Origin of the sequence: Lysobacter dokdonensis DS-58, from assembly GCF_000770795.1 — a bacterium.
GTDB lineage: Bacteria > Pseudomonadota > Gammaproteobacteria > Xanthomonadales > Xanthomonadaceae > Noviluteimonas > Noviluteimonas dokdonensis.
Map to the genome: position 1 here is coordinate 611,505 of NZ_JRKJ01000002.1, position 19,972 is coordinate 631,476.

At 67.6% G+C, this 19,972-nt stretch carries 19 protein-coding genes; 12 read left to right on the plus strand and 7 right to left on the minus strand.

Annotated features, from left to right (window positions below):
- Positions 1-43 precede the first annotated feature (43 nt).
- Positions 44-772 (plus strand): DUF4365 domain-containing protein, encoded by a 729-nt coding sequence (locus LF41_RS03225; protein ID WP_084073279.1) that lies wholly within the window; start codon positions 44-46, stop codon positions 770-772.
- 250 nt (positions 773-1,022) lie between these two features.
- The gene (locus LF41_RS03235) at positions 1,023-1,346 is read left to right on the plus strand and encodes a hypothetical protein (RefSeq protein ID WP_036165483.1); all 324 of its coding nucleotides are present in this window, start codon (positions 1,023-1,025) and stop codon (positions 1,344-1,346) included.
- A gap of 15 nt (positions 1,347-1,361) precedes the next feature.
- Here LF41_RS03235 and LF41_RS03240 read toward each other — a convergent pair whose 3' ends face one another.
- Positions 1,362-2,297, minus strand: coding sequence for a hypothetical protein (locus LF41_RS03240; protein ID WP_152599870.1), 936 nt, complete (start codon positions 2,295-2,297; stop codon positions 1,362-1,364).
- Positions 2,298-2,302: 5 nt separating this feature from the next.
- Positions 2,303-2,887, minus strand: coding sequence for a hypothetical protein (locus LF41_RS03245; protein ID WP_036165489.1), 585 nt, complete (start codon positions 2,885-2,887; stop codon positions 2,303-2,305).
- 86 nt (positions 2,888-2,973) lie between these two features.
- On the opposite strand from LF41_RS03245, the gene LF41_RS03250 reads away from it, so the two are divergent.
- The gene (locus LF41_RS03250) at positions 2,974-3,459 is read left to right on the plus strand and encodes a GNAT family N-acetyltransferase (protein ID WP_036165491.1); all 486 of its coding nucleotides are present in this window, start codon (positions 2,974-2,976) and stop codon (positions 3,457-3,459) included.
- A 35-nt stretch (positions 3,460-3,494) separates the two neighbouring features.
- Complete coding sequence (locus LF41_RS03255; RefSeq protein WP_152599871.1) at positions 3,495-4,133, plus strand: hypothetical protein; 639 nt, start codon at positions 3,495-3,497, stop codon at positions 4,131-4,133.
- A gap of 6 nt (positions 4,134-4,139) precedes the next feature.
- On the opposite strand, the gene LF41_RS03260 is transcribed toward LF41_RS03255, so the two are convergent.
- Positions 4,140-4,679 carry a hypothetical protein gene (locus LF41_RS03260; protein ID WP_036165497.1) on the minus strand — a complete coding sequence of 180 codons (540 nt, stop codon included), beginning with the start codon at positions 4,677-4,679 and terminating at the stop codon, positions 4,140-4,142.
- Between the two features lie 122 nt (positions 4,680-4,801).
- Between LF41_RS03260 and LF41_RS03265 the strand changes: the two genes are divergently transcribed.
- Positions 4,802-5,848, plus strand: a complete 1,047-nt coding sequence (locus LF41_RS03265; protein WP_036165500.1) for a serine hydrolase domain-containing protein — start codon at positions 4,802-4,804, stop codon at positions 5,846-5,848.
- Here the strand turns inward: LF41_RS03265 and LF41_RS03270 are convergent.
- The gene (locus LF41_RS03270; protein ID WP_084073281.1) at positions 5,845-6,555 is read right to left on the minus strand and encodes a M15 family metallopeptidase; all 711 of its coding nucleotides are present in this window, start codon (positions 6,553-6,555) and stop codon (positions 5,845-5,847) included. The genes LF41_RS03265 and LF41_RS03270 overlap by 4 nt on opposite strands.
- Before the next feature lie 132 nt (positions 6,556-6,687).
- On the opposite strand from LF41_RS03270, the gene LF41_RS03275 reads away from it, so the two are divergent.
- On the plus strand, positions 6,688-6,879 hold the full coding sequence (locus LF41_RS03275; protein ID WP_036165503.1) for a hypothetical protein: 192 nt from the start codon (positions 6,688-6,690) through the stop codon (positions 6,877-6,879).
- Positions 6,880-6,891: 12 nt separating this feature from the next.
- Here the strand turns inward: LF41_RS03275 and LF41_RS03280 are convergent, their stop codons facing one another.
- Entirely contained in the window at positions 6,892-8,499 is a 1,608-nt protein-coding gene (locus tag LF41_RS03280) for an FG-GAP-like repeat-containing protein (protein WP_036165505.1), read from the minus strand.
- Between LF41_RS03280 and LF41_RS03285 the strand changes: the two genes are divergently transcribed.
- From LF41_RS03285 to LF41_RS03295, 3 genes are read left to right on the plus strand one after another with little or no spacing between them, the layout of a single operon-like run.
- Positions 8,498-9,397, plus strand: a complete 900-nt coding sequence (locus tag LF41_RS03285) for a hypothetical protein (protein WP_036165508.1) — start codon at positions 8,498-8,500, stop codon at positions 9,395-9,397. The genes LF41_RS03280 and LF41_RS03285 overlap by 2 nt on opposite strands.
- Positions 9,398-9,409: 12 nt before the next feature.
- Positions 9,410-10,750 carry a cryptochrome/photolyase family protein gene (locus tag LF41_RS03290; RefSeq protein WP_036165510.1) on the plus strand — a complete coding sequence of 447 codons (1,341 nt, stop codon included), beginning with the start codon at positions 9,410-9,412 and terminating at the stop codon, positions 10,748-10,750.
- Between the two features lie 33 nt (positions 10,751-10,783).
- Positions 10,784-12,022 carry an alpha/beta hydrolase gene (locus LF41_RS03295; protein ID WP_202594010.1) on the plus strand — a complete coding sequence of 413 codons (1,239 nt, stop codon included), beginning with the start codon at positions 10,784-10,786 and terminating at the stop codon, positions 12,020-12,022.
- Here the strand turns inward: LF41_RS03295 and ispG are convergent.
- Entirely contained in the window at positions 12,019-13,248 is a 1,230-nt protein-coding gene (gene ispG, locus LF41_RS03300) for a flavodoxin-dependent (E)-4-hydroxy-3-methylbut-2-enyl-diphosphate synthase (protein ID WP_052116079.1), read from the minus strand. The genes LF41_RS03295 and ispG overlap by 4 nt on opposite strands.
- Positions 13,249-13,372: 124 nt before the next feature.
- Here ispG and xseA point away from each other — a divergent pair, with 124 nt between their 5' ends.
- Together xseA and LF41_RS03310 are read left to right on the plus strand one after the other, a co-directional pair.
- Positions 13,373-14,716, plus strand: a complete 1,344-nt coding sequence (gene xseA / locus LF41_RS03305) for an exodeoxyribonuclease VII large subunit (protein WP_036165514.1) — start codon at positions 13,373-13,375, stop codon at positions 14,714-14,716.
- Positions 14,717-14,735: 19 nt separating this feature from the next.
- Positions 14,736-16,178, plus strand: a complete 1,443-nt coding sequence (locus LF41_RS03310) for an aldehyde dehydrogenase family protein (protein ID WP_036165516.1) — start codon at positions 14,736-14,738, stop codon at positions 16,176-16,178.
- On the opposite strand, the gene LF41_RS03315 is transcribed toward LF41_RS03310, so the two are convergent.
- Positions 16,175-18,979 carry an EAL domain-containing protein gene (locus LF41_RS03315; RefSeq protein ID WP_237577593.1) on the minus strand — a complete coding sequence of 935 codons (2,805 nt, stop codon included), beginning with the start codon at positions 18,977-18,979 and terminating at the stop codon, positions 16,175-16,177. The two genes, LF41_RS03310 and LF41_RS03315, sit on opposite strands and share 4 nt — an antisense overlap.
- Positions 18,980-19,270: 291 nt before the next feature.
- Between LF41_RS03315 and LF41_RS03320 the strand changes: the two genes are divergently transcribed.
- Positions 19,271-19,849 carry an RNA polymerase sigma factor gene (locus LF41_RS03320; RefSeq protein ID WP_036165522.1) on the plus strand — a complete coding sequence of 193 codons (579 nt, stop codon included), beginning with the start codon at positions 19,271-19,273 and terminating at the stop codon, positions 19,847-19,849.
- Positions 19,850-19,972 lie beyond the last annotated feature (123 nt).

Sequence of the window (19,972 nt, forward strand, 5' to 3'; positions counted from 1 at the left end):
AGCCTCGCCCCCGCTTGCCTGACGAACTACGAAAGGAATCGCAATGTCGAAGCAATATCCAAAACGATCAGTTAATGGCGACGCTGGGGAATACCTTGCTGCATTCCTATTGACACGCGCCCTAAACTGGCCATGCCGCCTACAAAGTGTGGACTTGGGAGTCGACGCAGAAATTGAAGTATGCGACGAGCAGAATTGTGCGACCGGCAACGTCGTCAAGGTGCAGGTTAAGTCGTTTGAGACTCTTCCATCTGCCAACAAGCACGACGTTTATGTCGATAGCTCTGACATCTCCTACTGGCAACGATTCTCCGTGCCCACAATCGTAGTTTGCGTTGACCTGAAATCAAGAAGGATTTATTGGAAGCCAATCAGCGCGACCGAAGCGTACGCATCCGGCGGCGCATCCAAGAAAGTGACTTTCGATCTCTTGCAGGATGAGTTGACAGCGACGTCAAAGCCCCGCATCGCCGCCCTTTCCTCACCTGATCAATTCAAGGATTTGGACGATCTCGTGTCCCAGGCAGTCGAGATCCACAACCGAGTGACTAGCTCGGCGGCTCTAGCAATCTCAGAGGACGAACTGATCGTGATCCAGCGCGAAAGCGACGCATTCGATTCGATAATCTCAAGAATTGAGGAGATCAGGAGGCATTACCCGTGGAGAATGAGTCCATTCACAGGCAACGCGATTGATCGCATCAAGAGCGGTATGTTTCGACATCTGAACGATGCTGAAGTTAGCTGGCGGAATGGCGTGAACGGAATGTAGGGTCTTTTGTTGCATTGCATCAGGACCCACCGCCGACACCCTCCCGGCTTACCAGGCACTTATCCCATTAATCAATGAGTTAGCTATCCCAGGTAGTCCTTGAACCGATAGGACTTTCCGCTCGCTCCGAGGGGGCAAGCGTCGCGTTCGCAATGCGAAGGTCGGGAGTTCGATCCTCCTCCGCTCCACCACGATTCGAAAGGCCCGCTCACGCGGGCCTTTTTCTTTCGCGGCCTGCGTTGGCTCGTGCATGAACGCACGATCGCAAGCCTGGCTGTCCCTGCTCTTCCTCCTTGCGCTGCACGGCGGCGCATACGCGCAATCCTGCGTCAGCGACCGCGAGTGCCAGGACGGCTCGTGGTGCAACGGCGTGGAACGGTGCGAGGGCCGCTACGGGAATGCGATGTGCATGCCCGCGCGCGAGCAGATGTGCCCGGCGAAGAAAGTTTGCGACGAGGTCAGGCAGACCTGTCTGTCGATGCGCAAGGTGGAAGAGAAGCTCGCCGACTGTCCGGAAGGACAGGTGTTCAGCGACAAGGAGAGCAAGTGCGTGGCGAAGCCGCCGCGTCCGTAGACGCGGCGCATGGGGTCAGGCGCCTTCCGGGCGCGCCGGGATGCGATGCCCCTCGCTTTCGCTCGTACGGTTCGACTCTCCCGAGCGACGCAGCTCTCGCTCGTTCATCGTCTCGATGATCCCGGTCTCGCGGTCGAAGGTGATGTCGCCTTCTTCCAGCAGCGAGAAGTCGGCGCGTCCGCAACCTTCCTGCGTGTCCTCGTCCTGCGCGTCGGCAGGCTGGGCTTCGCGACGGAACTTCACGGTCGCGAGGCGGGCATCGGTGCGCGTCGGATCGAGCCATGCGGAAACCGTGGCAGGGACCACGCCGCATTCGGTGTCGTCCATGGTGCCTTGCAACTCGTGCGGCACGCCGGGGAGATACGTCAGGCCCATCAGCTGCGTGACGAAAAAGGCATCGCGGGTCGTCTGCACGATCGATTCGGCCCCGAACGCCTTCTGGACGATTCCTTCGATGATCGCGTCCTTGTGCGGGGCGATGATTTCGCGCGTTTCGTCGGGCAGTGACTCGAACTCCGATTCCATCATTTCGCGGATGATCGGCCCGCCCGTCGCCAGGATCCGCGCCAGGCGGGCCGGATCCACGTGGATGTCGCCGACGCGGCCCGACGCATCGAGCTCGACGCGCGCCTCCATGCCGGCGAACGCCGCCATCACGCTGCGCATCTGCTTCTCGCGCTCCGCGTCGCCCTCGACCTCGAGCATTTCGTCCGCGCTCGACGATTGGAGGACGAATCCGTTCGGCGACGCATCGACGATGCGGTCGGTGCTTTTCGACGTCATGCGATAGGCGAAGCGTTCGCCCGGCGATTCTTCCACCGAGTAGTCGGTCACCGCGTGCGTGACTTCGAGACCGGCGCGCCACGGCAGCTTCCACGTCACGGCGTCGTCGGCGGCGAAAGCGGGCGACATCGCGCCGCACAGGGCGAGCAGGAGGATCGATCGTTGCATGGTCATCAGTTCCAGAACGCCGTGCACGGACGGCTGCGCATGTGCGCGGTCGTTTCCCGGCTGCGCGAGACCGCGCCGTTGTCCGCCACGAGGCGGTCGACGCGCACGTAGCACTTGAACCGGTCGGTCTTGTACGTCACTTCGTACAGCGCATTGGCCTCGGGCTGGAACGAGCCGCTGAGGAAGCATTGGCCATCGCGTTCGCCACCGGCGACGGTGAAGTCGAAGCGCTTGTCGACCGGTACGCGCGTTTCGTAGTAGCGGCCGGGCACGTAGGTCGTCGCCGGATCCTTGGGCATGCCGATGTCGCCGTCGGCTTTCTTGCCGCCGCCGAAATTGAACATCCCGCCGCCCATGCTGAAGATCTTCTTCGGCGTGCCGCACTTGTCGCTGCCATCGTGCACATAGGCGTTCATCGCCGAGGACCATCCCTTTTCCTGCGGCGTGGTGAAACGCACGCTCGCGGTGTTCTCGGGCGAGGCCGGCTTCTGGTACGCCGGATTGCAGCTCGACAAGGCGAGCATCGACGACAACGCGATCAAACACGACAACGCGCGCGGCTTCGGCGCCGCGACGGACACATGCTGCATGACTTCCCCTGCGATTCGGATTCCCCGGCGCCAGACTATCCAAGCCTCGACCGCGGGACAACGGTGCGGGGCATAGACTCGCCCCAATGCTCGGCCTGCCCGCCATCCGCCTTGCGACGCCCGCCGATGCGCAGGCCATCGCCGCGCTCTCCCGCGATGCCATCGAACGGGGGCTGCACTGGCGCTACACGCCCGCGCGCATCCTCGCCGCCATCCGCAGCCGCACGACGAACGTCGCCGTGGCCCACGGGACCGGCGCTTTGCACGCTTTCGCGATCATGGACTACGGCGACACCACGGCCCACCTGGTCCTGCTGGGCGTGCAAACCACGCAACGCCGACGCGGCCTGGGCGCACGCTTGCTCACGTGGCTGGAAGACGCCGCGCGCATCGCGGGTATCGAGCGGGTCGACGTGGAATGCCGCGCCGACAACCCCGGCGCCATCGCCTTCTATCGCCGCTGCGGCTACCGCGTGCAGGGCGTGTTCCCGCATTACTACGAAGGACGCATCGATGCGGTGCGCCTGGCGAAGACACTGTTGCAAGATGCACCCGACCGCGATCAGATGTGAGTTCGGACAACGTCGGGGTGGCATGCATGGCACTGGTGACTGGAAGCGCACATCGCGCGATGTTGGTAGCGCTCACGCTCCTGTGCGGCGCTTGTTCGCGTGAACCGACGCAGGACGCGCAAGCCGCACCGGCCACTGCGTCGGCGCCTTCGCAGGTCGGCGAAGTGTGGAGCCACGCAGCGTCGCCAAGCACGGTCGTCGCATCGTCCTCCACGGCCGTGGATGCAGGGAAGCGCACCGCGGTGTCGCGCCCACCGCCGTTGCGGCCCGCGGCTGCGGCCGTTGCCGATTACCTTGAAGCCGCGCCGGACGACGGCCCGCCGGTCGCGATAGTGACCGGACGCCAGTACCACGCGGTCTTCGCCGCCGAAAAGCGCGACGCCGAATGGGCCGACATCGTCGAGCCGCGCCTGCGCGAGTATTTCGCGCGACAGCGCAACGCGCGCGCATTCGAAATCGTCGGGCTCGAATGCCGCTCGACGATGTGCGAAGTCCTCGCGGCGAATCGCGATCCGCGAACGGCGCCCTTCGATGTCGACGATTGGCAGAACGTCTTGTTCGCGATGCACGCCGAACCCTGGTACCGGCCCGCGCAACTCCGCGAGCCGTCGATTGCGATCGTCGATTCGCCCGACCACCGCGCCTTGTTCATCACCCACCTGATTCGCGAGTAGCAGGCCTCAGGCGCGCGCCGCCTTGCGGAACAACACCGACGCGCCCATCCACAGCACGACGTACATCGCGGTGATGGCGAATAGCGCCACGGGCACGTCGAGGCGGCCGAAGATCGCGATGCCGCCGACGATCGCCTGCGCCACCGCGGTGGCGACCATCGCGCGCGCCATGCCGTGCGCGCGGAAACTTGCGAGGAGCGCGCCGATGACGGCGACGGCGAGCACGCCGATGAACATGAGATTGGCGGGGTTGCGTTCGTCGCCGATGACGCCGACGGCGAGGTTCGCCCACACCAGGAAGAACGCGGTGCCGATGGCGGCCGCAGCGCCGGCGCGGTAGGCCAGGCTGGCGCTCCTGCGCGCGAGCACTTCGTACGCGCCGCACGCGGTGGCGAGCATGACCCCCCAGGTGATGAAGTCGCGCGCGGTCCATTGCACTTCGTCGGTGAAGCGCATGGCGACCGCCGGCAGCGCCAGCAACGCGGCCGCGCCGGTCCAGAGTGCCAGGCGCCAGCGGTGGCCCGGGGTACGGAGGTGTGCGGCCATGGCGGTGTCCTTGTCGGATGGTGTCCCTACCCTCGCCGGCCGCCGTGAGCGGCCGATGGCGCTTGTGTGAAGCGGGGAAGAAGTCGCCGTACACTCCGCCGGTCCCGAGGGGAGCCACGCCGATGTCGTATCGCCTGTTGCTCGGAGCCGCCGTCCTGCTGGCGGGGTGCACCGCCGGAACCACGCCCGCGATGAACGACCGACTCGACACCGTGATGCACGACTACGCGGGCGACGGCCCGGGCGCGTCGGTGCTCGTGGTCCGCGACGGCAAGTCGATCGAGCGCCGCAGCTACGGCTTCGCCGACCTCGAAGCGAAGACCGCGATCACGCCGCACACCAATTTCCGCCTGGCCTCGGTCAGCAAGCAATTCAACGCCGCCGCCATCCTGCTGCTCGCGCAGGACGGCAAGCTGTCGATCGACGATCCGATCAAACGCTTCCTGCCGACGCTGCCGAAGGAAGACGACGCGATCACCATCCGGCACCTGCTCACGCACACCTCGGGCCTGATCGACTACGAAGACCTGATGGACCCGAAGGACACGTCGCAGATCCACGACCGCGGCGTGCTGCGGTTGCTGGAGCAGGAACGCAAGCATTACTTCACACCCGGCACCGCGTATCGGTACAGCAACAGCGGCTATGCATTGCTCGCGCTGATCGTCGAGCGCGCATCGGGCCAGCGTTACGCCGATTTCCTGCGCACGCGCATCTTCGACAAGCTCGGGATGCGCGACACCGTCGCGTACGAGAACGGCATTTCGACCGTCGCCCATCGCGCGTACGGCTACACGTTCGAGAACGGCGCGTGGACGCGCACCGACCAGAGCACGACCAGCGCGGTGCTCGGCGATGGCGGCATCTATTCGTCGATCGACGACCTGGCCAAATGGGATGCCGCGTTGTACGACGACCGCCTGCTGCCGCAACCGGTGTGGAAACAGGCGTTCACGCCGGCGACGAAGACCGACGACCCCACCATCGAATACGGCTTCGGCTGGCGCATCACAGGGGAAACGCTGTGGCACTCGGGCGAAACCGTCGGCTTCCGCAACGTGATCGTGCGGTATCCGAAGCGGCGCCTGACTGTCGTCGTGCTGACCAACCGCAACGACCCCGAGCCCTACGAGACGGCGAAGAAGATCGCCGCGCTGTACCTGGACTAGCGCACGGGGATGTCGAACGCGACCCCCGGCGAAGGCGCCGGGTCCAGCGTGAAGTGCCACCACTCCATCTTGTAATCGCGGAAGCCGCCGGCCTGCATCGCGTCGCGCAGGCGGTGGCGGTTCGCGCGTTGCGCGTCGGTGGCCTTGCGCGACTCGGTGTTGGCGAGCGTGTCGAAGAAGTCGAAATGCGTGCCCATGTCGAGCGGCGTGCAGGACACGCCGGTGTCGTCGCATTCCAGCAGGTCGAGGTCGACCGTCGCGCCGCGGCTGTGGCCGGAGGTCGGCGAAATGTAGTCGCCGAGCAGGTCGGGTTTGTCGAACGACGGGTAATACGCGGCCTTGGTGCGGCCATCCTCGGGCGCGTGCGCCCATTCGACGAAGCGCCGCACCGCGCGCACCGGGCGATAGCAATCGTAGAGGCGCAGGCGGAGGTGGTCGTCGCGCAGGCCGCGCTCGATGGCCGCCAGGGCCTCGGCGGCCGGGCGCAGCAGGTAGCACTTCGGGGCGTCGTAGCCGTCGACCGGCGCACCTGTGAAGTTGTTCGCGCCGGCGTAGCGGATGTCGAGGTCGATGTCGGGGACGAGCGTGCGGAGGTCGACGAGGTCGGCTTCTTCCGGCGTGGTCGCCGGGGAGACGGTCGGCGCAGAAGTTTGGTGCGATGCGCAAGCGGTGAGGAACAGGACGAGCAACGCGGCGATCGAGCGCATTCGGAAATCCGTGGCTTTTGGCTACGGTAGCAAACGCCCGACCCCACACCGGCAAAAAGATCACCCCCTATTCACCCGGATGGCTCATGCTTGGCGGGCCCACGACAGGGCACCGCCTTGCAGGGGAAGGCCATGAACATCAAGACGCTGGAAACCGTCCTGGACGAGATGCGCAAGTCCAACCACGCCGACGAGCGCCAGCTCCGCGACTGGGAAGCGCGCATCGCCGAAGCGATCACGGACGATCTGGTCGCGAAAATCCAGGCCTCGTTCGGCGCGCCCGCGCTGGCGCCGGCGCCGGGCGGGCACGACTGGGAAGCCTGATCGCCCGGACGGTCAGGGAACGACCGTCCACGTCTGGTTCGGCACGCTCGCGATCGCCTGCGAGGTGGCCGCGTTGCCCGAACGCCAGATGACATCGGCGCCGCTGGACGAATTGCGCCACAACACATCCGCGCGGCGGTCTCCGTCGTAATCGGCCACCGCCTCGACGTGCCAGGTGTTGTTGGTCAGCGCCGCCGCGCTTGCGGCGCCCGCGTTGGCCGATGGCCAGATCACGTTCGCGCCGTTGGCCGAATTGCGCCAGAAGATGTCGGCCATCGCGTTGTTGTTGAAATCGCCGACGCCGGCCACGGTCCATTGCGTGCCGACGGTGGCGACGGCCTGCTGCGTCGCAGCGGACCCACTGCGCCAGATGGTGTTCCCGCCGGTGGCGGTGTTGCGCCACAACAAGTCGCTGCGGCCGTCGCCGTTGAAATCGCCGACGCCGACAATGCGCCATTGCAGGTTCGGCACGCCGTTCACGCCGATCTGCGAGGCCGCATTGCCCGAGCGCCAGATGGTGTTCTGGCCCGACACGTCGTTGCGCCATGCGATGTCCGAACGCGCGTCGCCGTCGAAATCGCCGACGCCCACGACTTTCCATGACGACGCGGGCACGGTCGCCGCGACGATCTGCGTCGCCGCGTTGCCGCCGCGCCAGATGGAATTGGCGCCCGACGAACTATTGCGCCACAACAGGTCGTTCATGCCATCGCCGTCGAAGTCGCCGATACCCACCACATGCCACGTGGTGTTCGGCACGCTGGCGACCGCCTGCTGCGTCGCGGCGTTGCCCGAGCGCCAGATCGCGTTCGCGCCGCTGCTCGAATTGCGCCACGCGATGTCAGCACGCGCATCGCCGTTGAAATCGGCATACGGGCGATACGGGGGCGCCGACGTCACCAGGCACGTGCTGGAACACGCATCGCCGTTGTTGGTGTTGCCGTCGTCGCATTGCTCCAGGCCTTCGACGGTGCCGTTGCCGCACGTCGATGCCGGCGTCATGCCCGATTGCCCCGCGTTGTTGCGCGGCACCGGATTGCCGAAGGCGAAGTCGTTCGCGCAGTTGTCGGTGTCGTCGGTGGCTTCCAGCGACGTCGCGCCGCCGGAGATGTTGAGCCGCCGCACCGCCGCGCGCCCGGACGTCAGGCCGCCGCTGGCGTTGAACGGCGTGCCCACGCCCGCGGGCGGCCCCGCGAAGGCGCCCCACGCCACGCAATCGATCGAGTCGGCGAAGCACACCTTCCCGCCCGCCGAGATCAGCGCGGCCGGCATGGTCACGTCGGCCGCGACGTTGAAGAACGCCGCCGCCTGCGGCGTGGCGATCAGGATGCGCGACTGGTTCGCGCCGTTGGGCACGTTGTTGGGGAAGACGAAGCTCGCGGTCATCTGGTTGGCCGCGTTGTAGAACACCAGGTCGTGCCCACCCACCAGGTTCTGCCCGGGTGCGTACATCTGCAGCACGATGTACTGCGCCTGCGGCGAGGCGGCCGTGCCGGGGAAGATTTCCACGATCTTCATCAGATGGAAGGTCGCCTGCGCCGGGCCGAGCACCAGCAGCAGGAAGCCCGCCAGCCACGCCGCCTTGAACCACCCCCGCCGATCGCCGGTATTCGTGCGCATGTGCCCGCTCCCTTCGGCCCGCCTCGCGGGCATCGCCTTGGCCTTCGCGTCTTTCCCCCTGGCCGCGCAGGAAGTCATCCGCGAGGACGAGGTCCTCGACGGCGACCGCCCGGAAGCCTGGGCCATGCACTACAGGACGGCCTCGACGCTGATGACCGCCTTCGGCCCGCCGCCCGTCCTCGCACCGGGCCAGTGGCAGGCGGCGGTCGAGCTCGGGGACGTGCCGCACCTCGATACCCGCAAAAGCGCGGTGGGGTTCAATGGTCAGAAGAACGAAGATCTGAACAAGTCACCGGCCTTCGGGCGGGTGCGCGGCTGGGTCGGATTACCGGAAGGTTTTATCGTCGAGCTTGCGTGGACCCCGCCGGTGGAGATCGACGGAGCGAAGGCGCGCGATGTCTGGGCGGCGGCCGTGTCGCGGCGCGTGGTGGATGCCGACGGCGTGATCGTGTTGCTGCGCGCCTTCGGGTTGCACGGGGCGGTGGTCGGCGACGTCACCTGTCCCGCCGAGCTCGCGGGCGTGCACTTCGAGCGCAATCCCTACGGATGCGAAGCGGCGTCGAGCGACACGCTGCAACTCAACCATTACGGCCTCGAAGCGACCGCGGCGCTCGTGGATGGGCCGTGGACGTGGCACCTCACCGGCGGGATGGTGCGCATGGAGAACGAAGTGCAGGTCGACGCGATCACTTACGGCTTCCGCGACTACTCGCGGCTGACGGCGACGGACGATGTCGGGTTCCTTGCGTTCGGTGTCGGCCGGTCGTTCGGCGCGCACTGGGGCGCGGCGCTCGAAGCGCTGTACGTGCCGTTGACCGTGTTGCGCATGCCGGACGGTTCGGCGGACAGCGATCCCCTGCTCTCCTTCCGCGTGCAGGTGCGTTACACCTTCGATTGAGATACTGGGCGCATGCCCAGCGCCCTCGTGTGGTTCCGCGACGATCTCCGCCTCGACGACCAGCCCGCGCTGCAGGCGGCGCTCGCGCAGGGTTACGCGCCGGTCCCGGTGTACGTGCATGCACCCGAGGAAGAAGGCGAATGGGCGCCGGGGGCGGCGTCGGATGCCTGGCGTCGTCGTTCCCTCACTGCGCTCGACGCGGGTCTGCGTGCGCGCGGCTCGAAACTGGTGTGCGTGCGCGGGCCCACGTTCGAATCGCTCGAAGCCCTCGCGCAACGCACGCAGGCCGAAGCGGTGTTCTGGACGCGGCGGTACGAACCGCTGGTCGAGAAACGCGATGCCGACATCAAGCGTCGCCTGCGCCGCTCTGGCCTGCATGCGGAAAGCCACAACGGCGCGCTGCTGATCGAACCATGGGAAGTCGAAACGAAGGCCGGCGACCCGTACAAGGTGTTCACGCCGTACTTCAAGAGCGCGATCGCACGCATGCGCACGCCGCGCGTGTTCGATGCGCCGGCGCGGTTGCCCCCGGTGGCGTTCGACGGCGAGGCGATCGACGGCGTGTTGCCCGCGCCGACGCCCGCGTGGGATCGCCCGTTCTGGTCGCACTGGATGCCGGGTGAAGCCGGTGCGCGCACGGCGTTGCAGACATTCGTCTCGAGAGTGGAGGCGTATCCCGAGGCGCGCGATCTGCCGGCGGTCGATGGCACGTCGTCGTTGTCGCCGCACCTGCATTTCGGCGAAGTCTCGGTGCAGCGCGTGTATGCGACCATCGCGCAATGCGGCGCACCGAAGGAAGCGCGCATCGCGTACCTGCGGCAGTTGTTCTGGCGCGAGTTCGCGCACCACCTGCTGCATCACTTTCCGCGCACGACCAACGACAACCTCGATCCGCGCTTCGACGATTTTGATTGGGCGCCTGTCGATGCAACGCAATTCGACGCATGGAAAACCGGCAACACCGGCATCCCCATCGTCGATGCGGGCATGCGGCAACTGTGGCGCACCGGTTGGATGCACAACCGCGTGCGCATGCTGGTCGCGAGTTTCCTGACGAAACACATGCGCAATCACTGGCTGCACGGCGCGCGCTGGTTCCGCGAGACGCTGGTGGATTACGACTTGGCCAACAACACGCTGGGCTGGCAATGGGTCGCGGGCACCGGCGCGGATGCGGCGCCCTATTTCCGGATCTTCAATCCACAGTTGCAGGCCAGGCGCTTCGACCCCGAGGGCGCGTACGTGAAGCGCTGGATCCCCGAACTCGGGACGTCGTCGTATCCGTCGACGCCGGTCGTCGACCTGGCGCAGGGGCGTGCCGACGCGCTGGCGGCGTACGCGCGCCGCAGGTAGATTGGGCGACTGCACAGGATCGAAGGGGACGACGTGCGCCGATTGCTCTTGATCGCGGGCCTGGGCCTGCTGCTGGCCGGCTGCGCCACGAATGCCGATGTCGACACCGGTTCGCCGGCCCCGATCGAAACGGGCTCGGCGCCGCCTCCGCCACCTCCGCCGCCCCCGCCCCCGCCTCCGCCTCCGCCTCCGCCTCCGCCTCCGCCGCCGGGTGGTTCGGTCCAGCACCGCAACACGCCGACGCGCGCGACGCTGCCGCCCGCGATCGACGATGTGAAGAACTACGCGCAGGTGCCGGTGTTCTACGCGACCGACCGCAAACCCGCGGCCGACTTCAGGAACACGCCCGTCGCCGACCGCTACGGCGGCCAGCGCGGCCCGATGTCGTACGGCCAGGCGACCGTGAGCATTCCGCGCGGCCACGTCGCGGGCGAACTCGAAGAACCGTCATGGCTGCGGTTCGAATTCCGCGAAGACCCGGCCAAACACGTGGTGTTGCTGACCGCGACGCCGCAACCGAGGGACGTGTTCCTGCGTGCGTTGTCAGCGCGCGTCAAGGCGTCGAAGGGCAAGAACGCGTTCGTCTTCGTGCACGGTTACAACGTCTCGTTCGCCGATGCCGCGCGGCGCACCGCGCAGCTGTCGTACGACCTGTCCTTCGACGGCGCGCCGATCTTCTTCAGCTGGCCGTCGCAGGCGAGTCTCTCGGGGTACACGGTCGACGAGTCGAACATCGAATGGTCGACGACGCACATCAAGCGCTTCATCACCGATGTCGCGGAGAAATCCGGCGCGGACAATCTGTTCCTCGTCGGGCACAGCATGGGCAACCGCGGGCTGACGCGCGCGATCGCCACGCTGATGCTCGAACGCCCCGACCTGCGCGGCCGCTTCCGCGAGATCATCCTCGCCGCGCCGGACGTCGATGCCGAAGTCTTCCGCAACGACCTCGCGCCCGGGCTCATGCAGGCCGGCAAGCGCGTGACGCTCTACGCCTCGACGAAGGACCTCGCGCTCAAGGCCTCGAAGGAAGTGCACGGCTACCCGCGCGCGGGCGACGCGGGCGACGGCATCCTGGTCGTGCGCGGCATCGACACCATCGATGCGTCGAACGTCGACGACAGCATCCTGGCGCACTCGTATTTCGTCGAATCGGTGCCGGTCATCCGCGACATCGCGCGCATCTGGCGCAACCGCGTGTCACCGGGGCAGCGCGGCGCACTCAAGGCGGTGAAGACGGCGGACGGGACGCACTGGGTGCTCTCGCCTTAGGCGCGCGCACCGAATTTGTTGTCGACGTACGCGTCGATCATCCCCACGAACTCCTGCGCGATGTTGTCCCCGCGCAGGGTCTTCGCCTTCTCGCCGTCGATGAACACCGGCGCGGCCGGCGCTTCGCCCGTCCCGGGCAGCGAGATGCCGATGTTGGCGTGGCGCGATTCGCCGGGGCCGTTCACCACGCACCCCATCACCGCGAGGGTGAGGTTTTCCGCACCCGGGTGCGTGATCTTCCACTCGGGCATCTTCTCGCGCACGTGGGCCTGCACGGTCTTCGCCAGTTCCTGGAAGAACTCCGAGGTCGTGCGCCCGCACCCCGGGCACGCGGTGACCATCGGCGTGAACGCGCGCAGGCCGAGGGTCTGCAGCAGTTCCTGCGCGACGATGACTTCCTGCGTGCGCGAGGCGCCCGGCTCGGGCGTGAGCGAAATGCGGATCGTGTCGCCGATGCCTTCCTGCAACAGCACCGCGAGCGCCGCGCTGGACGCGACGATGCCCTTGCTGCCGATGCCGGCTTCGGTGAGCCCCAGGTGCAGCGCGAAATCCCCGCGCGTGGCGAGTTCGCGATAGACCGCGATCAGTTCCTGCACACCGCTGACCTTCGCGCTCAGCACGATGCGATCGCTCGGCAGGCCGAGTTCGACGGCGCGGTGGGCGGAATCGAGCGCCGAACGGATCAGCGCTTCGCGCAGCACGCGGCCTGCATCCCACGGATCGGCGCGCAGGTGGTTTTCGTCCATCAACCGCGCGGCGAGCGCCTGGTCGAGCGAGCCCCAGTTCGCGCCGATGCGCACGGGCTTGTCGTTGGCGATCGCGAACTCGATCAACTGCGCGAACTGCGTGTCGCGCTTCTTGCCGAATCCGACGTTGCCGGGATTGATACGGTACTTGGCGAGTGCGCGCGCGCACGCCGGCTCGCCGGCGAGCAACTGGTGCCCGTTGTAGTGGAAGTCGCCGATGATCGGCACGTGCACGCCCATCATCTCGAGCTTCTCGACGATGCGCGGCACGGCGGCCGCCGCTTCGGGCGTGTTGACCGTGACGCGGACGAGTTCGGAACCCGCGCGCCACAGTTCGGCCACTTGCTTGGTCGTCGAGGCCACGTCCGCAGTGTCGGTGTTGGTCATCGACTGCACGACCACCGGCGCGTCGCCGCCGACGGCCACGCCGCCGATGCGCACCTGCCGCGTGGCGCGGCGCGGCGCGGGGCCGAAGCCCATGTCGGCGCAGGGCGGGCGGTCGTTCACGGGGGCGATGGGGGCAACGTTCGACATGCGCGCATTCTACCGTGCGTGACCCGCGCGCCCGCCTGCGCTAACGTGTCCCGCCGCCTCCCGGTCCCGCATGTCCCGCGACGACGCCCGCCGCATCCTCTCGCCCAGCCAGCTCAACACGCTGGCGCGCGACCTGCTGGAAGGGTCCTTCCCGTCGGTCCTGGTCGAGGGCGAGCTGGGCAACCTGTCGCGGCCCGGTTCGGGGCACCTGTATTTCACGCTGAAGGACGCCCGCGCCCAGGTGCGCTGCGCGCTGTTCAAGCCCAAGAGCCAGTGGCTGAACTTCGTCCCCCGCGAAGGTTTGCGCGTGCTCGCGCGCGGCCGCCTCACCCTCTACGAAGCGCGCGGCGACTATCAGCTGATCCTCGACTCGCTGGAGGAAGCCGGTGAAGGCGCGTTGCGGCGCGCGTTCGAGGAACTGAAGGCCAAGCTGACGGCCGAGGGGCTGTTCGAGACCGAGCGCAAGCGGCCGCTGCCGGCGTTCCCGCGTCGCCTGGCGGTGGTGACCTCGCCGTCGGGCGCGGCGGTGCGCGACGTGCTGAGCGTGTTGTCGCGGCGCTTTCCGTTGTTGCACGTCGACGTGTTGCCCGTGCCGGTGCAAGGCGAAGCGGCGCCCGCCCAGATCGTGTCGATGTTGCAGCGTGCGTATCGTTCGCAGCGGTACGACGCGATCCTGCTCGCGCGCGGCGGCGGCTCCCTCGAAGACTTGTGGGCCTTCAACGACGAACGCCTGGTGCGCACCATCGCGCAATCGCCCGTGCCGGTGATCTCGGCCATCGGGCACGAAACCGACTTCAGCCTCAGCGATTTCGTCGCCGACCTGCGCGCGCCGACGCCGTCGGTCGCCGCCGAATTGCTGGTGCCTTCGCGCCATGACCTTGCGCTGCGCTTGCAGGGCCTGCAGCGCCGTGCGTCGCGCCTGATGTCGCACCACCTGCATCGCGATGCGCAACGCGCCGACCGCGCGGCGCTGCGCCTGCACGCGATGCGCCCGCGCGCACGCCTCGACTTGCTGTGCCGCCGCCAGGCCGAAGCGCAGCGTCGCCTCGATCACGCATTCCGCAAACACCTCGAACGCCTGCGCAACCGCATGCGCCACGCCGACGCCGTGCTGCGCACGATGGCGCCCAAGCGCCGCATCGCCCTGCTCCGCCAGCGCCTCGAAGCCCTGCGCCCGCGTCCGCATGCCTCGATGCAACGGCGCCTGCGCCACGATCAGGTGCATCTGCGCGGGCTGGCGCGTTCGCTCGAAGCAGTCAGCCCGCTGGCCACCGTGGCCCGCGGCTACAGCATCCTCCAGCGCGACGACGGCCACGTCATCCGCAGCGTGCAGGATGTGCAGGCGGGCGACCGCGTGCGCGCGCGCCTGGGCGATGGGACGTTGCCGCTGCGGGTGGTCGACGCGGACGACTGAAGCACGACAGGAGAGCGCCATGGCGAAGCAAGGTTTGTCGAAACACTACCCCTGCTGGCTCGCCAACGCGCCGATCCCGGGCGCGTCGGAACTCGACGTGTTCGACAAGTTCACCGGCAAGCGCGCGACGCGCGTGGGGTTCGCCGACGCCGCGCTGGTGCGCAAGGCCATCGTCGCCGCCTACAAGGCGCGGCAGGCGATGGCGGACTTCCCGCCGGACAAGCGGCGCGACGTGCTGGAGCATTGCGTGCGCCGCTTCACGCAGCGCCAGGAAGAACTTGCGCTCGCGCTGTGCGTCGAAGCCGGCAAGCCGATCCGCGATGCGCGCGGGGAAGTGACGCGCCTGATCGACACCTTCCGCATCGCCGCCGGCGAAGCCACGCGCATCGACGGCGAAGTGCTCGAATTGCAGATCTCGCCGCGTACGCGCGGCTACCGCGGCATGGTCAAGCGCGTGCCGATCGGCGCGTGCGCGTTCATCACGCCGTTCAACTTCCCGCTCAACCTGGTCGCGCACAAGGTCGCGCCGGCGTTGGCCGCGGGCTGCCCATTCGTGCTCAAGCCCGCCGCGAAGACGCCGGTCGGCGCGTTGATCATCGGCGAGGTTCTGGCGGAGACCGACCTGCCGCGCGGTGCGTTCTCCGTGCTGCCTTGCTCGAATGAAGATGCCGCGTTGCTGGTCGAAGACGAACGCCTCGCGCTCCTGAGTTTCACCGGCGGCCTGGTCGGCTGGGACCTGAAGGCGCGCGCGGGGCGCAAGAAGGTCACGCTGGAACTGGGCGGCAACGCCGCGTGCATCGTCGACGAAGATCCCGGTCAATCGCTCGATGCGGTGATCGAACGCATGGTCTTCGGCGCGTATTACCAATCCGGGCAGAGCTGCATCAGCGTGCAGCGCATCTTCGTGCACCGCGCGCAGTACGCGGCGTTCCGGAAGAAGATGAAGGACGCCGTGGGCAAGCTGCGCATGGGCGATCCGAAGGACGAGAAAGTCTTCATCGGCCCGATGGTCGATGAAGACGCCGCCAAGCGCGTCGAAGCATGGATGGATGCGGCGATCGAGCGCGGCGCGAAGGCACTCGTGCGCGGCAAGCGCAAGGGCAACCAGTTGCCCGCGGCGCTATTGGAAAAAGTGGCGCACGACACCGATCTTTATCGCAAGGAAGCCTTCGGCCCGGTGGCGATCCTCGAACCGTTCGACGATTTCGAGCAGGCGATCGACCTGGTCAACGACAGCGACTTCGGATTGCAGGCCGGTGTGTTCACCGGATCGATCACGCATGCGATGCGCGCGTGGGATCGCATCGAAGCCGGTGGCGTGATCGTCGGTGACGTGCCGAGTTTCCGCGTCGACAACATGCCGTACGGCGGAGTGAAGATGTCGGGGTTGGGGCGCGAGGGTGTGCGTAGCGCGATCCGGGATATGACGGAAGATCGCTTGCTGGTGGTGCGCGACGTTTAGCGCGCGGCGGGCCTTGCGAACAAGTAGCCCTGCCCGCTCTCGCAGCCCAGCCCGATCAGCGCATCGCGTTGCGCCTCGGTCTCGATGCCTTCGGCGATCGTGTCGATGTTCAGCGTCCCCGCGAGTGCGAGGATCGCGCGGATCACCGCGAGGCTTTCGGGCTGCGCCGTCGACAGGCCCGCGATGAAGCTGCGGTCGATCTTCAGGCATTCGATCGGGAAGTGGTGCAGGTACGACAGCGCCGAGAAGCCGGTGCCGAAGTCGTCGAGCAGCGCGAGCACGCCGTGGGCGCGCAGCTCGCTCAGCGTGCGCAGCGCGCGCGGGGCGTCGTCGAACAGCGCGACTTCGGTGATTTCGATGCGCAGGCGGCCGGGCGCGACGTTCGAGCCTTCGAGCAACCCGAGCAGGCGCTCGGCGAAGTCGAGCGAGCGGAAGTGGCGCGGCGAGACGTTGACCGAGACGTACCCGTTGTTGTTCCAGGTCGCCATGTCCTGGATGACGCGTGCGTAGAGCAGCCAGTCGACCTGTTCGATCAGGCCGCTGTCTTCGCCCACGCCGATGAATTCTCCCGGCGAGAGGACGCCGCGTTTTTCGTGTTGCCAGCGCAGCAACGCTTCGTGGCCGAGCACGGCGCCGTCGCTGATGCGCACGATCGGCTGGTAGTGCGGCACGAAGGCGTCGGCGTTGATCGCGCGGCGCAGGTCGGCTTCGAGGTCGAGGATGCGCGTGGCTTCGTCGCGCATCGCTTCGTCGAACACGGCGCTGCGGTCGCGGCCGGCGCCCTTGGCGCGGTACATCGCGGCATCGGCGTCGCGCAGCATGTCTTCGCCGCTGCGATAACGCGGGAGCCATTGCGCGATGCCGATGGAGGCCGTCGGGAACAGTTCGCGGCCGGCGATCCACACCGGCGCGCCGAGCGCGCCGAGCACGCGACCGGCGAGTTCCTCGGCCATGTCCTGCCCGTCGATCTGTTCGACGAGGATCGCGAATTCGTCGCCGCCCAGGCGCGCGACGGTGTCGCCCGCGCGCACGGCCGCGACGATGCGGCGGCCTGCTTCGATGAGAAGTTCGTCGCCGACGGCGTGGCCGACCGAGTCGTTGACGAGCTTGAAGCGATCCAGGTCGAGGAACAGCACCGCGAACGTGCGCCCGTCGTCCGCGCCGCTGCGCGCGCGCTGGATCGCGTGGCCGAGGCGTTCGAGCAATTGCGCACGATTGGGCAGGCCGGTGAGCGTGTCGTGTTGCGCCTGGTGCGTGAGGCGGCGTTCGGCGTGCATGCGCTCGCCGATCTGCGCCATGAGCTCGGCGTTGGCTTCGGCGAGCTCGCGCGTGCGCGATTCGACGCGGCCTTCGAGTTCGCTGTGCGCGGCCTTGAGGTTCTCCTGCGCCTGCTTGCGTTGCAGGCCCGCGCCGATGTGGTGCGCGACGAACGTCAGCAGTTCCTGGTCGCGCGGCGTGAACGCCACCGCCGGCGAATAACTCTGCACCGCGATCACGCCGACCACGATGTCGTCGCGGAACAGCGGCACGCCGAGCCAGTTGTGCGAAAGCGTGCCGAAGGTCTTGACCTTGCCCTCGCGGTCGAGCGCCTCGATGGCATTGCGGTCGGCGAGCACGGGACGCCCCGTGCGGATGACGTATTCGGTCATGCCCATGCCGAACTTGCGGCGCGGGCGGTTCGGGTCGCGTTCGTCGATGGAGTACGGGAATTCGAGTTCGTCGCCCTCGCCCGCCAGCAGCGCGATGTAGAAGTTGCGCGCGTACAGCAGTTCACCGACCACATCATGCACTTCGGCGTAGAAACGCTCGAGGCTCTCGGAGGTGATCGACAATTCGGCGATGCGGAACAACGCGCGCTGCAATCGCTCGGCGCGCTGGCGTTCGACGATCTCCGCCTGCAATACGCGGTTGGCTTCCTGCAAGGCGTGCGTGCGTTCTTCGACGCGGCGTTCGAGTTCGCTGCGGGCCTGGCGGCGGTCGAGCGCGGTGAGGATGTGCTGCGCGACGTATTGCAGCAGCGCGCGGTCTTCGTCGCTGTAGCTGGCGCGGTGCTCGTAGCTCTGCACGACGATCGCGCCGCACACCGTGCCTTCGCGCCGCATCGGCACGCCGAGCCAGTCTTCGGAATCGGGGCCGTGTACGGGGTCGGGCGGGATTGCCAGCTTCGCGCGCAACGCAGCCGACGGTCCGAGCAGCGCCTCGCCGTGGCGCAGCAGCGCCATCGTCAGGCTGGTCGGGACTTCGGCGACCGGAATCTCGTGGGAGGGATCGGCGATGTACGGGTCGTGGCGGTCGGCGAAGTACAGGAAGCGCAGCGACTGGCGCACTTCGTCGTACAGCACGATGAAGCAGTTCTCCGCGTACATCAGCGAACCGACGACGGCGTGGATGCGGCGGAGCATCTCGTGCATTTCCAGGCTGGAGCCGGCGAGATCGGCGATCTCGTACAGCGCCTGCTGGAGGCGTTCGCTCTTTTCGAGCACCGCGACGCGGTTGCGCGCCTGCCAGGCGTCGAGCGTGGCGGCCACCGTGCGGCGGGCCATCGCCTGCCAGGCATCCTTCAGCGGCGTGGCGCCCGACGCGCTCTGCGCGGCGAGGACGACCTCCATTCCCTGCTCGGTGGTCCAGTGGTCGAGGATGCCGTTCTCGCGCGCACGGCCCTTCGTGCCCAGCATCGACAGGGCGCGCGCCACCAACGCCGCCGGCGCCGCGTCGTCCGCCGAATAGGCGTCGCCGCCGGCATCCCGCCAGCACAGCACGATGCGGGTGTCCGCCGGCAGCAGTTCGCGGACGCAGCGCACCAGCGCCGGCCCTGCAGACAGTGCCGCGGTCCCCACCGCTCCAGCCAACTCAGGGCTGCGCACGTTTACGTCATCCCCCCACACATGAGGCCGAGCATACAGCCTTCACGCGGTTTCGCACGGGGGGATGGGCAGGGGCGCTTGCGAGGGTCCATGAACCGATGAACGGAAATCCGGGCCTTCGCCGGAACCCCACGGGGCCGACTGGTTCGTTTCTGGTCACACGTGACCGCCGCCCCCGCCACCGACGGCCGCTTCCCCGTCCCCGCGCCAGCCCGTACGCTGCGCGCCATGGACGACGGGGCGCAGGCCAGCGACGAGCAACTGATGCTGGACTGGGTGTCCGGTGACGGCGCTGCGTTCGAGCAGCTGTACGGCCGGCACCGGACCCGCCTGTACCGCTATTTCCTCCGGCATTTGCGCGACACCGCGCTGGCCGATGAACTGTTCCAGGACACTTGGCAGAAGGTGATCGCCGCCCGCGCCGGGTGGTCGCCCGATGCGCCCTTCGGCACGTGGCTGTATCGCATCGCACACAACCGGCTGGGCGATCATTGGCGGGCCGCGAAGTACCGCCCGCCGGCGCCGGACGACGGCGACGAGCGCGCGGCGCGCATTCCGGATCCCGACACGCCGGAGCGGCAACTGTCGGAGTTCGAACAACGCAGGCGGCTGCAGCTGGCGCTCGATGCGCTGCCGCCGGAACAACGCGAGGTGGTGCTGTTGCGCCTCGAACAGGAACTCACGCTGGAGGAAATCGGCACGATCACGGGCGTCGGGCGCGAAACGGTGAAGTCGCGGTTGCGTTACGCGATGGACAAGTTGCGCGCGGGCCTGGGCGGCACGGATCGGGAAGCGGAAGCATCATGAGCACGCACGACGACAATGCACGCGACGCCGGGTTGACCCCGGACGAGCGCATGCTCGCCAAGCGCCTGGCGAAAGTCGGGCCGCAGGGCGAGCCGTCGCCGTCGCTCGACGCACGCGTCCTCG

Coding starts and splice junctions, on each gene's coding strand:
- LF41_RS03225 (WP_084073279.1), top strand. CDS start 44: ATGTCGAAGCAATATCCAAAACGATCAGTTAATGGCGACGCTGGGGAA.
- LF41_RS03235 (WP_036165483.1), top strand. CDS start 1,023: ATGAACGCACGATCGCAAGCCTGGCTGTCCCTGCTCTTCCTCCTTGCG.
- LF41_RS03240 (WP_152599870.1), bottom strand. CDS start 2,297: ATGCAACGATCGATCCTCCTGCTCGCCCTGTGCGGCGCGATGTCGCCC.
- LF41_RS03245 (WP_036165489.1), bottom strand. CDS start 2,887: ATGCAGCATGTGTCCGTCGCGGCGCCGAAGCCGCGCGCGTTGTCGTGT.
- LF41_RS03250 (WP_036165491.1), top strand. CDS start 2,974: ATGCTCGGCCTGCCCGCCATCCGCCTTGCGACGCCCGCCGATGCGCAG.
- LF41_RS03260 (WP_036165497.1), bottom strand. CDS start 4,679: ATGGCCGCACACCTCCGTACCCCGGGCCACCGCTGGCGCCTGGCACTC.
- LF41_RS03265 (WP_036165500.1), top strand. CDS start 4,802: ATGTCGTATCGCCTGTTGCTCGGAGCCGCCGTCCTGCTGGCGGGGTGC.
- LF41_RS03270 (WP_084073281.1), bottom strand. CDS start 6,555: ATGCGCTCGATCGCCGCGTTGCTCGTCCTGTTCCTCACCGCTTGCGCA.
- LF41_RS03275 (WP_036165503.1), top strand. CDS start 6,688: ATGAACATCAAGACGCTGGAAACCGTCCTGGACGAGATGCGCAAGTCC.
- LF41_RS03285 (WP_036165508.1), top strand. CDS start 8,498: ATGTGCCCGCTCCCTTCGGCCCGCCTCGCGGGCATCGCCTTGGCCTTC.
- LF41_RS03280 (WP_036165505.1), bottom strand. CDS start 8,499: ATGCGCACGAATACCGGCGATCGGCGGGGGTGGTTCAAGGCGGCGTGG.
- LF41_RS03290 (WP_036165510.1), top strand. CDS start 9,410: ATGCCCAGCGCCCTCGTGTGGTTCCGCGACGATCTCCGCCTCGACGAC.
- ispG (WP_052116079.1), bottom strand. CDS start 13,248: ATGGGCTTCGGCCCCGCGCCGCGCCGCGCCACGCGGCAGGTGCGCATC.
- xseA (WP_036165514.1), top strand. CDS start 13,373: ATGTCCCGCGACGACGCCCGCCGCATCCTCTCGCCCAGCCAGCTCAAC.
- LF41_RS03310 (WP_036165516.1), top strand. CDS start 14,736: ATGGCGAAGCAAGGTTTGTCGAAACACTACCCCTGCTGGCTCGCCAAC.
- LF41_RS03320 (WP_036165522.1), top strand. CDS start 19,271: ATGGACGACGGGGCGCAGGCCAGCGACGAGCAACTGATGCTGGACTGG.